Here is a 14227-nt window from a genome sequence, read left to right as displayed (position 1 = left end):
TACGGTGTCCCGGCCCGCCGGCCGGTGCACCGTCAGAGCGTCCAGTAGCCGGCGTCGCCGTCGGCGAGGTACGACTTCAGAGCGATCTTGCCGCCGGCCTCGGCGCCCTTGGCGACGTCGAACCAGACCGTGCCCGACGTCTTCTGCCCGGCGGCGAGATCGTTGGCGGAGAGGTCCTTGCCGTCGAGGCCGATCGTCGAGTCGTAGGCGGTGCTGTCGGCGCCGATGAACTTGAACGACGACGAGTTGATCGTGTACTTGCCCTGCTTGACCAGCACCGAGACGTCGGCGGTGACGAACTGGCCCTTGCCCGGCTTGGAGAACTGGTTGCCCGACTTGGCGTTGGGCTTGACGTTGGTCAGGGTGATCTCCACGACCGTGGTCTGGCCGAGGATCGACTCGGTCAGCGTCATGACCTCGCCGGCCTTGACCGTGGCCGGGGCCTTCTTCTCGCTCGCGCCCTGCTGCTTGACGTCGCCGCCCCCACCCCCCGCCGAGGTGCTGCTGCCGGTGGCGCCACAGGCCAGCACGAAGGCGGCGAGAGGGATGGCGAGAAGGGCGACGAACTTGGTGCGCATGCGCGAATACTCCTGACAGCCACGAGGGGGGTTTGCCGCTGACGGGCGGCCAAATGATCTTATGGGCCGACACCGTCCAGCGGCGCTGTCCGGAATGAGGTTCAACCGTTTGTCGGACGTCAATCAACCCAAAAGAACGTGTCCATTCCGGCTCCGCGAAAACGACCGCCGACCTGCACCGGAAGGGCTCCGAGACTCAAAGATCGCGATGAGCTGGGATGATTCGCCACGTTCGATGCACGCCCCGGAGTCCGCTTTCCGGGGTCCCCCGGAAACAATTCGGCCACCTAGCGTTTCGCCGATTGGAACATTGACGTCTGGCAAAGACCGCCGATATGCCCGATGGCGTGGAAATCAGAAGTCGTCGTCGAAGGAGACCGTTCCCGTCACGCCGACCTGATAGGCCGAGACGCGGCGCTCGAAGAAGTTCGACAGCTCCTGCACGTCCTGCGGCTCCTTGAAGGCGAAGGGGTTGCGGCTGCCGCAGAGCGGCTCGATCCCCAGCAGCGCGAGCCGCCGATCGGCGACGTGCCCATGCCGTGTCGGCGTGTCTCGCGGGCCGCACCACCGGGCGTCACCGCCGGTCCGTGCGAGCGGCACACACGGCCCCGGACAGCAACCGCGGGCACGGCGGCGGCACGTGCCGCCGCTCGGGAGACTGCCCACAGCGCGCCGTCGCCGTCGCCATTGTCATTGTCATTGCCACTGCCGCAGCGGTCCCGTGCAACGAACGCCGGGGGTGGCTTCGTGAACGGGGTGTGCAGGTGACGTTCGAGGAATTCCTCGCCGCCCGGTTGCCCGCCCTCACGCGGTATGCGACGGCGCTCGCCGGTGACCCCGACGCCGGCGCCGACGTGCTGCAGGACGTGCTCGTGAAGGCGCAGCCCCGGTGGTCGAAGATCGCTGAGCTGGAGTCCCCGGAGGCGTACGTCCGGCGGATGGTCATCAACGAGCTGACCTCGGCTCGTCGGCAGCTCGCGGCGCGGCTGCGCCGGGAGCGCGTGCACCACGCCGCCGAGCCGGTCGCGGCCGACGGCCACGACGAGCGGATCGCGCAGCGGGATGCGCTGGTCCGGCTCATCCGCGACCTTCCCGCGCGCCAGCGGATCGTGATCGTGCTGCGGTACCTCGAGGACATGGCCGACGCCGACATCGCCGTGCTCATGGGCTGCTCGATCGTCACCGTGCGCACCCAGGCCATGCGTGCCCTGGCCACCCTGCGCGCCGTACTGCCCCAACCGAGCCTTGAGGAGCAACGATGAGCTACGAGGACGACGCGATCCGCGGCGCGGTCGCCGCCATCGCCGACCGGGCCCACGCGCCGCAGCGGATCACGGCCGGGCTCGACGCGCGGACCCGGGTCATGCGCCAGCGCCGCCTGGTGCTGCGCGCCGCCGGGGCCGCGGTGGCGGTGGCGGCGGTCGGGGGCGGCCTGGAGGTGTACCGCTCGGCGGCCGGGACCGGCGCCGGGCGGCCCGAGGAGCCCGGCTCCCCGAAGGCCCCGGGCGGCTTCCCGAAGGTCGCGGGCGGCCCGGGCGGCGGCTGGCTGGAGGCCGCGGCGACCTGGCGCCCCACGTTCCTGCCCGACGGCTACGGCCAGGTGATGGCCTCGGTCCTGGTGTCCGGCGGCGCCGCGGCCGCCACGAGCCGCGGCTGGGCCCCCGCCCCCGGCACCGACACGACGGGCGCGAGCGTGACCCTGATCGTCGGCGACGACGGGCCGCCCCGGCACACCGGGGGCACCGTGTCGATCAACGGCGTCGAGGCCGAGGTGCTGGACCGCATCGAGGCCGCGTCCGGCGTGACGTGGGTGCCGGCGGGCGGTCAGCGGCTGACGGTGATCGTGACCGGCTCCGACCGCACGGTGGAGCGCGACCTGGCGGTCGCGGTGGCCGAGTCCCTGCGCCCGGACTCGACGAAGATCGCCGTGGGTCCCCGGCTCGGCTTCCTGCCGGAGCCGTACAAGTCGGGGTCGTGGTGGTACACGGCGCGCGCCGACCTGTACGGGCCCGCGTGGTCCGTCGACCTGGCGGTGAACGGCCCCGGCAGCTCGCTGACGCTCGTGTTCGGCCCGGCGGTCCAGCGCTCGTTCGACCCGGCGGGCGCGGAACCGGTGCGGGTGCGCGGCGCCGACGGCCTGCTGAGCAAGGGCGGCGACCAGCTGTTCGTGCCGCAGGACGGCTACAACCTGTCGATCACGGCGCCGCAGCCCGGGCTGGACCTGCCGGTGGTCGCCCAGGCCCTCGATGTCGGCCCGGTGCCGGACATCAGCTGGTACGGCTCCCGCTGATCGGTGCCCCCCGGGAGACGGCCGCGTGGACCGCACGCGGCCGGCCCCGCCCGGAGGTATCCCGCGACCCGCCCTACGGCGTGTAGACGGTCGCCTCGCGGGAGGTCTGCCGGATCCCGTTCGGGCCGTCGAACACCCGCCGGCCCCACCAGGTCATCGACTTGGGGTCGAACTGGTGCACCATGTCGAGGTTGCTCACGTCCCCGCTGTTGCCGCTCCACGACCACGCGAGATAGCCGATGCCCTGCGCCTGCGCCTCGGCCATGACCGCGTCCTCGTCGACGTCGCCGTCGTGGTGGGTGTACGCGAACTCGGTCACCGCGATGGGAAGCTTCGCCTTCAGGTACGCCCCCACATAGTCGTGGATGTTCGTGGCCCGGCCGAAGGCGCCGTAGACGTGGATGGAGAAGACGGTGTTGTGCCGCGGGTCGGCGGCGAAGACCTCGGCGGCGTGGTCACGCATGGTGAACGACAGGTCCTGGCCCCAGTCGGGCGCGTCGACCAGCAGCGTCTGCTGGATGCCCGCGTCGCGCAGGCGGCGGATCGAGTCCATCGTGTCGCCGGGCCAGGTGCGGACGTTGTCCAGGACGTACGGCTCGTTCGCGACGTCGAGGAGGGCGTAGCGCTCCTGGCCGGCGAGCGCCCTGCGAATGCTGATCCAGTAGTCCACCGCCCGCGCCTGCGGGACGGCCTCCGGGCGGTAGCCCCAGCCCGTGGTGTCGTCCACCACCAGGACGCAGATGAGGCGGTTCTGCCGGCACAGGGCGATCACGTGCGCGACGTCGGCCGCGTCGTTGCGCTTGGCGACCACGCCGGTGGACAGCTCGACCCGCACCGTGTTCGCGCCCAGCGCCTTGACGTCGCTGAACACCTGAGCCGTCTCCCCGGGGAACACCGCGTGGTTCTCGCCCACGCCCCGCATCACGAACTCGTGGTCGTTGGCGTCGTGGAGGCGCCCGTCGCGCACGTGGAACCCGGGCCGGGTCGCCGCATCGCCCGGCCGGGGCGAAGGGCCGGGCGCCGGCTCCCCGGGCGAGGCGTGCAGCCGCCCCACGAGGACGAGCGCGGCCACGACGGCGAGCGACGCCCCCGCGACGGCGGTGCGCTTCCTCATGAACCACCTCGGACGGGATCTCCCGGCAAGCTCCTGGCAATGCACTGGCGCCGCCGGAGCACTTCCCCGAGGCCCGTCGTCTAATCCGGCAGGACGGGCTTCTCCCAGACCGAGACGTGCTGGGCGCTCTCGCTCGTGAACGGCTCGCGGTGCCAGTTCGCCCACCGGTCGCGCAGGTGCAGGCCGGCCATCTGGGCCATCAGGTCCAGCTCGGCGGGCCAGACGTAGCGGAACGGGATCGAGCGGAAGCCGCCGCGGCCGTTGACGACCTCGACGTAGTTCGAGCTCATGGACTGCGTCGCGACGTCGTACAGGTCGTAGGCCCACCGCGTCTCGCTCACGTGGAACGGCACTGCGTCCTGCCCGGGCGGGAGCCGGCGCAGGTCCGGCATCATGACCTCGATGACGAACCGGCCGCCGGGCTGCAGGTGCGCCGCGACGTTGCGGAAGCAGGCCACCTGCGCCGCCTGCGTCGTCAGGTTCATGATCGTGTTGAAGACCAGGTAGGCCACGGAGAAGGCGCCATCCACCCGCGTCGTGGCGAAGTCCCCGATCGTCACGCCGATGGCGTCGCCCCCGGGCTTCTCGCGCAGCCGGGCGACCATGGCCCGCGACAGGTCGATGCCGTGCACGGCGACGCCGCGGGCCGCCAGCGGCAGCGCGATGCGGCCCGTGCCGATGCCCAGCTCCAGCGCGCGGCCGCCGTCGGCGAGCCCGGCGAGCATGTCGACGATCGGCTCGACCACCGCCGGGTCCGCCATGTCCGCCGACGACTCGTCGTACCTGGCCGCGACCTTTTCCCCGAAGTACCCATCCTGATCGATCACCGCAGGACCCTATCGCGGGCGCCGGCGCGTGCTCCGGCCGACGTGCACCGCCCGGGCCGCCACCGTCGAACAGCCGTTCCAGCCGGCGATGCCTACGGGGTGTGGCGCATGACCGCGGCGCTGCCCGGTGAGCCGTTCGAGGATTTCCGCGGGCGCGTCCGGGCACGACGGCGATCCCGGGCGGGGCCTGCCGCCGCCACGGCCGGTAGATGGCCGCGCTGCCGCCCGCGTACGGCAGGCAGTACACCGGATGCGCGTCCGGTGACGCGGGCGGCAGCGGCAGCCAGGGGTTGACGGCAGGCACGGGCCTACGGCTGGGCCGCGGCCGGGAAGAGCTCGGCGGCCAGCGCGCGCGCCTCGGCGGCCCACGCCACCAGCATGCGGAACACGTTGGCCCGCTCCGCGTAGAGGCGGTCCGCGTCGACCGCCTGGCTGCCGTAGACCTCGTGGTTGTCGCGGGTGGCGCGGGTCAGCATCACCGGGATCAGCCAGGTCCACTTGGCCGCCATCACGCACATGCCGAGCCGGACCGCCCGCTCGTCGGCGTCGCACCCGGCGTCACGCAGGCCCTGCACGTAGCCGCGGAAGACGCCCTCGTCGAGGGCGGGCAGCTCCTCGGACGGGCGCAGCAGGTCCAGCGCGGTGTCCGACACGAAGTTGCCGATGTCGCCGCCGACCCAGCCCTCCCCGGCGAAGGCCCAGTCGACCAGGACGAGCCGCCCGTCGTGCTCGAAGGCGTTGTTGGGCCACAGGTCGTGGTGGCACAGCGTGTGCGGCAGCGCCTCGCCCCAGCTCACGAACTGGTACCGCTCCCGGCACAGCCGCAGCACGTCCTCGCGCAGCCGCCCGCCGAAGTGGGTCCGCATGAGCCGGGTGTCCCAGGCCTCGGCGTTCTCGAGCATCTCCCAGTTGATGTCGGGCGACGTCGCGTCCGGGGTGTCGAGGTAGTCGCGCAGGACGTTGCGGCTGAACGGCACGGCCGACTTGCGCCAGGCGTCGTCGATCACGCAGGCGCCCTGCGCGCGGCCGAGCTGCCGGGCGTGCTCCCCGGTGCGCCGCACGGTCCAGGATGCGCCGCCGTTGCCGGACACGTCCTGCATCCAGAGGCTGATCTCGCCGCCTCCGCGCCGGAACGCACCGAGCAGGCCGGGCAGGGCGATCCCCGCGTCGGCGTAGGCCTGCGGCTGGCCCGCCTCGTAGAACAGCGCCTCGCGCTCCCAGAACCGGTAGTTGGCCGGGTCGTGCGAGCCCCGCCAGACCTTGCCCCCGGCATCGGCCGCGGGCGCGACGACCTTGACGACCGCCCGGGTGTCACCGGCCTGAACCCGGAAGACCCCGGAGGTCACGCCGATGCGCCGGCCATGCGCGAGCGGGGTGAAACTGACGTCGTCCCGGCCGAGCACGGCACGTGCCTCGGCGGACAGCTCGGCGTCGATCTGAGTATCCGGCAACTCGCCCTCACGGTGACGGCAGGCAACAGAACCGGCACATCGTAACGTAGCGATCCGCTCACCAGTGGCCCCGTTTTCAAAAACGACTGCCCTGCCCGGCGTGCCCCGGTAATGATCGAAGATTGTCCGGCGATATTCGCACGAGTCTTTGAAGTAAATTGCCGAAGACGGCGAAGTAACGCCCAGGTCGCATTGATCGACATTCACGATTCGGCAACAACACCTTTACAAGCTGGGCATACGCTGCGGCGACCACCCGCGAAAGGGATACCCGGAATCGCTTTTCGGATTGCCGCCCGGTGCGGCGCACACCTAGCGTGAGGCGCGTTGTGGCACCACCTCGGAGCAATCCTGAGCGAGAGGAATCATCGGTGACGCACACCAGCGAAACAGTGCGGTGGACCATTCCTGATCAGCTGCGCCGGCGCGCGGCGCAGCGGCCCGGCGCGGTGGCGCACGAGGTGGCCGGCGGGGCCGCCCTGACCTTCGGTCACTGGGACGCCGCCTCCGACGCCGCCGCCCACGGGCTGACCGCGCGGGGCGTGACGCCCGGCTCCCGCGTCCTGCTCAACGTCTCCGCACGCCACTGGACCGACTACGCCGTGGCGTGGGCCGGCGTGCTCAAGGCGGGCGCCGTCGCGGTGCCGGTGTCCCCGGCGGCGGGGCGCGAGCAGGCCACGGCGGCCTTCCTCGCGTCCCGCGCGGTGCTCGTCGTCGGTGACAGCGACCTCGTCGACGGGCCGCGGTGCAGCGTGGCCGAGCTGGTCGCGGACCGGCCGCGGACGCCACCGGCCGTGCCGGTCTCGCCCGCCGACGACGCCGAGATCATCTACACCTCGGGCACCACCGGGCGGCCCAAGGGCGTCGTCGCCACGCACGAGAACCTGCTGTTCCCCCTGATGCGCTCGCGGGCGCGCGCACCGCGCACCGCGCTGCACGCGCTGCCGCCGGGCACGACCGTCGGCCAGGGCCTGCTCGTGCAGCCGCTCGGCCCCGCGCCGCACCGCACGCTCACCATGCCGCAGTTCGTCCCCGCGGAGGTGCTCGAGGCGATCGACCGGTTCCGGCCGACGGACCTGGTGCTGGTGCCCGCGATGGCGATCGCGCTGGTCACCGCCGGCGCCCGGGGCGACTACGACCTCGGCAGCGTGGAGCAGGTCCGCACCACCAGCGCCCCGATCCACCCGGCGACGCTGCAGGCCCTCGCCGAGCTCTTCCCGGCGGCGCGCATCCGCAACGTCTACTCGACCACCGAGTGCTGGCCGCGCCGGATGGCCACCGACTACGACCGCGCCCGGCCCCGCTCCCTCGGCCGGCCGGCCGCCGGGTCCGAGGTGCGCATCGTCCTGCCGGACGGCGGCCTGGCCCCGGCGGGCGTGGCCGGCGACGTCCAGCTGCGCAGCGACGCGCCGCAGCGGCGCTACCACGGCGAGACCGCGGCGTCGGCGGTGTTCCTCGACGGCGGCTGGACCCGCACCGGCGACATCGGCCGCGTCGACGCCGACGGCTACTTCTACCTGGTCGACCGCAACCCGGACCTCGTCAACACCGGCGGCCTCAACGTGTCCACATTGGACGTCGAGGCGTCGCTGATGGAGTTCCCGGGCGTCGTGGAGGCCGCCGTGTGCGGCGTGCCCCACCCGGTGCTCACGGAGTGCGTGATGGCCGCGGTCCGGGCCCGGCCCGGCCTCGACGTCGCGGCGCTGCAGGAGTTCGCGCGCGAGCGGCAGGGCGCGGCCGCGCCGCTGCGCATCGTGGTGGTCGAGGACCTGCCACGCAACATGATCGGCAAGGTCGACAAGCGGCAGCTGCGCAAGGATCTGGAGCAGCACGCGGACGCCCGGCCCTACGAGCCGCCGCGCACGCCGACGGAGATCCGCGCGGCGGAGCTGTGGTCGGTGGCGCTGGACGTCGGGCCGGTCTCCGCGGGCGACGACTTCCTGCAGCTCGGCGGGGCGTCGCTTTCGGCCATGGAGGTGGTCAGCGAGCTGTCGGATGAGCTCGGGCGCCGGGTCACGGTCCGCGACCTGCTCGACAGCACCAGCCTGCGGGAGTTCGCGGCACGCCTCGACGCCGCCGCCCCGGCCGACGGCGACGAGCTGAGCGGGGTGCCCGCGTGAGCGCGGCGACGACCGGCGCGCTCGCCGGACCGCCCGCACCGGCCGCGGTGGTGAGCGCGCCACTGTCGTACTGCCAGGAGTCCTTCCTGACCGCCGGCGAGTCCGCGGTGAACGTGCCGGCCGTCGTGGAGCTGCCCGGGCCGGCCCCGGCCGAGCGCGTGCGGTGGCTGCTCGACGAGCTGACGGCGCGGCACGGCGCCCTGCGCACCGTGCTGACCCGCGGGGCCGGGGCCGGCTCGCCGGTCGTGCAGCGGGTCGCGGACGAGGCCCGGCTGGAGCTGGCCCGCGACCGGCACGACGGTCCCGCGGGCGAGCTGCTGCCCGGCTGGCTGCTGGCCGGCTCGCAGCGGCCGTTCCGGCTCCTGGACGCTCCCCTGGCCCGCGCCGAGCTGCACGCGGCGGACGACCGGCACGTGCTGGTGCTGTGGCTGCACCACGCCATCAGCGACCTGAGCACGAGTCAGGTGCTCGCCGACGAGGCCGCCCGGCTGTGGCGGGGCGAGCGGCTGCCCCGGCCGGTGACCCACATGGCCGACTACGCCCGGCAGGAGCGCGGCGTGCGGCCGAGCGCGGCGCAGTGGCGCTACTGGGAGGCGGCCCTGGCCGGGTGCGACGACACGTTCGGCCTGCCGTACCCGTCCGGCCCGCACGCCGGGCACCTCGTCGAGCGCCCGGCGCTGCCCGTGCTGCCGGCCGACGTGGTCGCCGCGCTGCAGCGGCTCGCCGCGGCCGGCCGCACGACGATGACCGCGGTGCTCGCGGCGGCGGCCGTCGCCGCGCACCACGAGTCGGCGCGGGCCGAGCGGGTCGTGCTCGGGCTGACCGTCGGCAACCGCGACCAGCCGCACCTGCGCTCGGTGGTCGGGTGCCTCGCCGACCAGCTGCCGCTGGTGGTCGGCCTCGCGGGCGCCCCGACCTTCCGCGCCCTGGTCGGCCGGGTCCGCGAGGCGCTGCTCGACGCCTACGAGCACCGGCTGCCGCTGGGGTGCCTGGCCCCGCTGCTGCCGCGGCGGCAGGCCCCGCTCTTCGCGGTCAACCTCAACTTCCTGCCGCCGGCCCCCCGGCCGGCCGGGGCCGCGCCCGCGGCGCCCGGCGACGAACGGGCCGTGCCCTACGGCATGGTCAAGACCCGGCCCGACGCGTGGTGGCTCGGCGACGCGACCGTCGCCTACCGGCCGCGCATCGACGGCGGCCGGCTCACCGGCGAGGTGGAGGGCGACGGCGAGCTGCACGGCCCCGCCCGGGTGAGCCGGTTCGCCGAGCGGTTCAGCGGCGTGCTGCGGCGGGCCGCCCGCGAGCCGGACCTCGGCCTGGCCGCGCTGGTCGCCGACCTGTGAGCACCGAAAGGAGATCCCGGTCATGACCCGGACACTGGCCGAACCGGCCCACCGGCCCGCCAGCTACTACCAGCGGGACTGGGTGCGCGCGTGCGCGGCGGGCCGCTCGTACTACAGCCTGCCGATCGCCTGGGACCTCGAGGGCCCGCTCGACGCCGAGGCGGTGCGCGTCACGCTCGCCGGCCTCACCGAACGGCACGCCGCGCTGCGCACCGGGTTCCGGATCCGCTCCGGCGGCCCCGATCCCGACGTGGACCAGATCGTCATGCCGTCGCTCGAGGCCGACCTCACGGTGATCGACCTCACGGGCGCGGCCGATCCGGGCGCGAGCGCGGACGCGCACGTCGTCGCGCAGTCGCAGCGGCCCCGGGTGCTGGACCGCCCGCCGCTGTGGCACGCCTCGCTGCTGCGGCTCGGCCCGGACCGCTTCGTGCTGGCGCTGTTCGTGCACCACCTCATCTTCGACGGCTGGTCGCACGGCGTCCTGCACGACGAGCTGGTCCGCTGTTACCGGGCGGTGCTGCAGGGCCGGCCGGCCCGCCTGCCCCGCCTGGCCCTGCACCTGGGCGACCACACCGCGGCCGAGCGGGCGGCGCGCGACGCCGGCCACGAGCGGTGGTGGCGCGAGCGCCTGCGCGACCTGCCGGCGCTGGCCCCGCTGCCGCCCGTCGGCGGCCGGTTCATCTGTGCTCCGATCGCGCCGCTGCCCGCCCCGGCCGCCGAGGCGCTGCGCCGTGGCGCGGCCGAGCACGGCGGGGGCCTGAGCACCGCGCTGCTGGCCGCGCTGCTGCTGGCCCGCCGCGCGCACGCCGGCGACGACCAGGTCGTCGGCGTCACCCGGGCGGGCCGCGACCGGCCGGGCGCCCAGCGCATCGTCGGCCCGCTGCTCGATCACCTCCCGGTGCGGGTCGACGTGTCGCGCTCCCGGGACCTCCCCGCGCTGCTCGCCGACGTGGCCCGCGCCTACCGGGAGGCGCTCGCCCACCAGCTGCCGCTCGGCCGCATCCGTCAGGTGGTGCCCGACGACCTGACCGCACGGCGGCAGCGCCTCTTCGACACCCGGTACAACTACCTGCCGGCGGCCGCGCCGCTGGCCGCGACGCTGCACGCGCCGGACGGCCGGACGGTGCGCATCGCCGCCCGCCCGATCGACCCGCTGCGGCTGTCCCCCCGGCACACCGAGGACCACCCCGAGGTGCTGCCGCTGTCGTACAACCTGCGCCGGGACCCCGACGGGACCCTCGGCGGCGACGTCTGCGGGCACGACGGGCTGTACCCGCCCGAGCGGCTGGCGACGGTCGCCGGGGAGTTCGCGGCCGCGCTCGCCGAGGTCGCGGCGGCACCGCGATGGTGACGGCACCGGCCCGGGCGCCGGCCGCGCCGCTCGCGGGCCGGCGGCGGGCCACCGTGCTCATCGCGTGCGTGGCGAACTTCGTCGTGCTCGCCGACGCGACGATCGTCAACGTCGCGCTGCCGGCCCTGCGGCACGACCTGCGCATCGCCCCGGCGCAGCTGCCCTGGGTGGTCGACAGCTACACGCTGGTGTTCGGCGCCTGCCTGCTCCTCGGCGGGCTGGCCGCGGACCGGGCCGGGCCGCGGCTGCCGTTCGTCGCCGGCATGGTCGTGTTCACCGTGGGCTGCGTGCTGTGCGGGTCGGCGGGCGACGCCGGTGCGCTGTTCGCCGGCCGGGCGGTGCAGGGCGCCGGTGGGGCGCTGTTCAGCCCGGCCGCGCTCGCGCTGGCCACGGCGGCGGCCGGGACCGCGGCCGAGCGCGTGCGGGTCCTGGCGCTGTGGGGCGCGCTCGGCGCCGCCGCCGTGGCCGCCGGGCCGGTGCTCGGCGGGCTCGTCACGGCGTCCCTCGGCTGGGCCGCGCTGTTCTGGCTCCCGGGCCTGCTGTGCGGGGCCGCCGCGATCGCCGCGCTGCGGCTGCCGGCGGACGGCGGGGGTGCGCACGCGGGACGGGCCGGCGGCGAGCGGGCACCGGACCGCGCGGCGTTCCCGGCCCGGCGGGTGGCGGCCGCCTGCGCCGCGACGGCGCTGTCCTGCGGGGCGCTGGTGGGGGTGAGCTACGCCGGCACCCTGTGGCTGCAGGAGGTGCTGGGCTTCGGCGTGGTCACCGCCGGGCTGTTGCTGCTGCCGCTGAGCCTGGGCATCGTGGCCGGCTCGGCCGCCGCGCCCGTGCTGCTGCGGCGGTGCGCGCCGTGGCGGCTCGCGGTGGCCGGGCCGGTGGTCACGGCCGCGGGCATCGCGGCGCTGATCCCGATGACCGCGGGGTCGCCGGCGGCGTGGCCGGTGGCGGCGCTCGGGCTGCTGGCGTTCGGCTTCGGCGCGCAGTCCGTGCCGGTGACGCTCGCCGCCACCGCCGTGCCGCGCCGGGCCGGGCTCGCCACGGCCGCCTACCAGACGGCGGGCCAGCTCGGGGGCGGCCTGGGCCTCGCGGCGCTGGCCGCGCTCGCGGTCGCCGCCGGTGGGGCCGCGCCCGCCGGAGCCGGCACGATCCCGGGCTACCGGGCCCTGTTCGCCGGGGCCGCGCTGGCGGCCGTCGCCGCGGCGCTGCTCGGCGCCGGCATGCGGGACCCGGCGGCGCCGCGCTCAGAACACCCGGCGGCGCCGCGCTCAGAACACCCCGCGGCGCCGCCCTCAGAAGTCCCAGCGGCGCCGCAGGATCTCGTCCCCGTCGACGGTGACGCGGGCCGTGGCGCTGCCGGCCTCGCGGGTCAGCCGGAGCCGGACCTCGGTGCGGACCCGCTCGCCGGTGGGCAGCACGACCGTCGTGTCGGCCGCGCCCTCGACCCGGGTCGCCGCTGAGGCGTCCCGATCGGCGGCGGCGCGGACGTGACTGGCCGTGTCCACCCGCACGCCCCCGCGCGGCAGCAGCGCGCTGGTCTCGTCGCCCAGCACGACCGTGACCCGCTCCCGGGCCGGTTCCCGCATGATCTGCCACCGCGGCCGGTGCGACAGCCAGGGCGACCCGGCCGCCTGACGCGCCGGGTCCGGGGCCGGCAGCGTCGCCGGCTTGCCGGCCCCGGCGGGCGCCACGGGAATCGTGAGCCCGACCCGGCCGACCCGCAGCGTCCCGCCGCCGGCGACCGGCCACAGCCGCGGGAAGGCGCTCTCGCTCACCACCACGCGCAGCGCGTGGCCGGTCGGCAGCTCGTGGCAGGCCGGGTCCAGGGTGATCCGCACCGCCGAGCGCTCGGCCGGGACGTCGGCCAGAATCCCGCCGGTGATGAGCACCGAGCGACCCGCCGGGTCCACGTCGGTCAGCTTGACCACGACCCGGCGCGCCGCCGACCAGGTCAGGTCGAGCGTCACGACCGGCCGGCCGAGCAGCAGCAGCGGCCCGCGGACCGCCTCCCCGGTGACGGTGGCCGCGCGGGTGTCGTCGTCGTGCTGGTCGAGGGCGCGCTCGACGCCGGCCGCGGGGATGCCCCACACGCCGCTGAGCGCGCCCACGGTGGCGTCGGGCGCGGCGCTCACGCCGTCCCCGGCCCCCACCGCGACCGTCTCCTGCGCCACGCCGGCCGGCGGCCAGGCGTCGAAGTCGTGCCAGCCGGACTCGGGGCCGGGCAGGTGCAGCGTCACCGGCGGCTCGGTGTCGACGCCGTTCTCCTCGCCGGCGAGCCACCGCCGCCACCAGCGCAGCGCGAGCGCGCACGTGTCGGCGGGGTGCTCCGGCGCGTCGTCGGGGATCGTGTGCGACCACGGCCCGACGAGGAGCTTGCGCGGGCCGCCGAGCCGCTCGAAGGTGCGCAGCGAGCCGTCGCAGAACATGTCCCGCCACCCCGCCACGCACAGCACCGGCACGGTGATCGCGGCGGCGTCGACGACCCGCTCGCGCCACCGCGGGTCGCCGGCCGGGTGCCGGTACAGGTCGGCGAGGTAGGGCGCCGCGTCCTCGGCGCGCCGCCGCCAGCGCCGCTGCTCGTCCGCCGCGTGGAAGTCGCCGACCGGCGGCAGGACCTGGTTGTGCAGGGTGGCGAGGCCCCACATCGCCAGGGCGGTACAGCAGCCGGGCGCGCCCCCGGGGTGCACGAAGTCGCGCTCCGGGTCGAGCATCCCCAGCACGGACACCACGGCCCGCAGCGCCGGCGGGCGGCGGGCGGCCGTGCGCAGCGCGAGCAGGGCGCCGTAGGAGAAGCCCCACATGCCGACCGCGCCGGTGGACCACGCCTGCCCGGCGGCCCAGCGCACCAGGTCGGCACCGTCGTCGGCCTCGGCCGGGTCGAACGGCGGCCGGGCGAGGCCGTCGGAGGAGCCGAGCCCGAGCGGGTCGGCGAGCACGCAGGCGACGCCGGCCGCGGCGAACTCGTGCAGCGCCGCGCGGACCCCGAGGCCGCCGAGCGCGTCCTTGCGGTACGGCAGCAGGCAGACCACCACCGGGGCCGGACCGGCGCCACGGGGCAGGAACAGGTCCGCGGACAGCGTCACGCCCGGGGTCGCCGTGGGCACCCGGGCGTCGTGGCGGACCTCGACGTCGTACCGTTCGCCGTTCGCGGGTTCCATCGGC

10 protein-coding genes and 2 pseudogenes are annotated in these 14227 nt (G+C 75.4%); 6 read left to right on the top strand and 6 right to left on the bottom strand.

The genetic code is table 11. The features are described from left to right. Nucleotides 1-32: 32 nt before the first annotated feature. The gene (locus tag ACQP2P_RS14665; protein WP_433616428.1) at nucleotides 33-578 is read right to left on the bottom strand and encodes a DUF4352 domain-containing protein; all 546 of its coding nucleotides are present in this window, start codon (nucleotides 576-578) and stop codon (nucleotides 33-35) included. 354 nt (nucleotides 579-932) lie between these two features. Then, a pseudogene (locus tag ACQP2P_RS14660) lies at nucleotides 933-1109 on the bottom strand (ribonucleotide-diphosphate reductase subunit beta); the annotation flags it as partial. Nucleotides 1110-1342: 233 nt separating this feature from the next. Between ACQP2P_RS14660 and ACQP2P_RS14655 the strand changes: the two are divergent. Beyond that, complete coding sequence (locus ACQP2P_RS14655; RefSeq protein WP_433616426.1) at nucleotides 1343-1840, top strand: SigE family RNA polymerase sigma factor; 498 nt, start codon at nucleotides 1343-1345, stop codon at nucleotides 1838-1840. Further along, nucleotides 1837-2868: a hypothetical protein gene (locus ACQP2P_RS14650; RefSeq protein ID WP_433616425.1), complete on the top strand. Its 1032-nt coding sequence runs from the start codon at nucleotides 1837-1839 to the stop codon at nucleotides 2866-2868. The genes ACQP2P_RS14655 and ACQP2P_RS14650 overlap by 4 nt, the downstream gene beginning before the upstream one ends. Before the next feature lie 73 nt (nucleotides 2869-2941). Here the strand turns inward: ACQP2P_RS14650 and ACQP2P_RS14645 are convergent, their stop codons facing one another. The 3 genes from ACQP2P_RS14645 to ACQP2P_RS14635 form a co-directional block, all read right to left on the bottom strand. After that, nucleotides 2942-3982, bottom strand: coding sequence for a cellulase family glycosylhydrolase (locus ACQP2P_RS14645; protein ID WP_433616424.1), 1041 nt, complete (start codon nucleotides 3980-3982; stop codon nucleotides 2942-2944). A gap of 80 nt (nucleotides 3983-4062) precedes the next feature. Next, a complete protein-coding gene (locus tag ACQP2P_RS14640; protein ID WP_433076687.1) occupies nucleotides 4063-4809 on the bottom strand; it encodes a class I SAM-dependent DNA methyltransferase in 747 nt (248 codons plus the stop codon). Nucleotides 4810-5117: 308 nt separating this feature from the next. Further along, nucleotides 5118-6260, bottom strand: coding sequence for a hypothetical protein (locus ACQP2P_RS14635; RefSeq protein WP_433616422.1), 1143 nt, complete (start codon nucleotides 6258-6260; stop codon nucleotides 5118-5120). 371 nt (nucleotides 6261-6631) lie between these two features. Between ACQP2P_RS14635 and ACQP2P_RS14630 the strand changes: the two genes are divergently transcribed. The 4 genes and pseudogenes from ACQP2P_RS14630 to ACQP2P_RS14615 form a co-directional block, all read left to right on the top strand. Next, nucleotides 6632-8380 (top strand): AMP-binding protein, encoded by a 1749-nt coding sequence (locus ACQP2P_RS14630; protein ID WP_433616421.1) that lies wholly within the window; start codon nucleotides 6632-6634, stop codon nucleotides 8378-8380. After that, a complete protein-coding gene (locus ACQP2P_RS14625; protein ID WP_433616419.1) occupies nucleotides 8377-9717 on the top strand; it encodes a condensation domain-containing protein in 1341 nt (446 codons plus the stop codon). Before ACQP2P_RS14630 ends, ACQP2P_RS14625 begins: the two co-directional genes overlap by 4 nt. A gap of 22 nt (nucleotides 9718-9739) precedes the next feature. After that, complete coding sequence (locus ACQP2P_RS14620) at nucleotides 9740-11071, top strand: condensation domain-containing protein (protein WP_433616417.1); 1332 nt, start codon at nucleotides 9740-9742, stop codon at nucleotides 11069-11071. Continuing rightward, nucleotides 11065-12090: pseudogene (locus ACQP2P_RS14615) on the top strand (MFS transporter); the annotation flags it as partial. The gene ACQP2P_RS14620 and the pseudogene ACQP2P_RS14615, both read left to right, overlap by 7 nt. 267 nt (nucleotides 12091-12357) lie before the next feature. Here ACQP2P_RS14615 and ACQP2P_RS14610 read toward each other — a convergent pair. Continuing rightward, nucleotides 12358-14223 carry a CocE/NonD family hydrolase gene (locus ACQP2P_RS14610; protein WP_433616416.1) on the bottom strand — a complete coding sequence of 622 codons (1866 nt, stop codon included), beginning with the start codon at nucleotides 14221-14223 and terminating at the stop codon, nucleotides 12358-12360. Between the last annotated feature and the right edge of the window lie 4 nt (nucleotides 14224-14227).

The sequence above is a fragment of the Dactylosporangium sp. CA-139114 genome, from assembly GCF_050955725.1.
GTDB lineage: Bacteria > Actinomycetota > Actinomycetes > Mycobacteriales > Micromonosporaceae > Dactylosporangium.
This window is presented reverse-complemented; position numbering and strand designations above follow the sequence as displayed.

Bases quoted from the DNA above. Each gene is read 5' to 3' on its own strand.
- ACQP2P_RS14665 (WP_433616428.1), bottom strand. From the start codon at position 578: ATGCGCACCAAGTTCGTCGCCCTTCTCGCCATCCCTCTCGCCGCCTTC.
- ACQP2P_RS14650 (WP_433616425.1), top strand. From the start codon at position 1,837: ATGAGCTACGAGGACGACGCGATCCGCGGCGCGGTCGCCGCCATCGCC.
- ACQP2P_RS14645 (WP_433616424.1), bottom strand. From the start codon at position 3,982: ATGAGGAAGCGCACCGCCGTCGCGGGGGCGTCGCTCGCCGTCGTGGCC.
- ACQP2P_RS14620 (WP_433616417.1), top strand. From the start codon at position 9,740: ATGACCCGGACACTGGCCGAACCGGCCCACCGGCCCGCCAGCTACTAC.
- ACQP2P_RS14610 (WP_433616416.1), bottom strand. From the start codon at position 14,223: ATGGAACCCGCGAACGGCGAACGGTACGACGTCGAGGTCCGCCACGAC.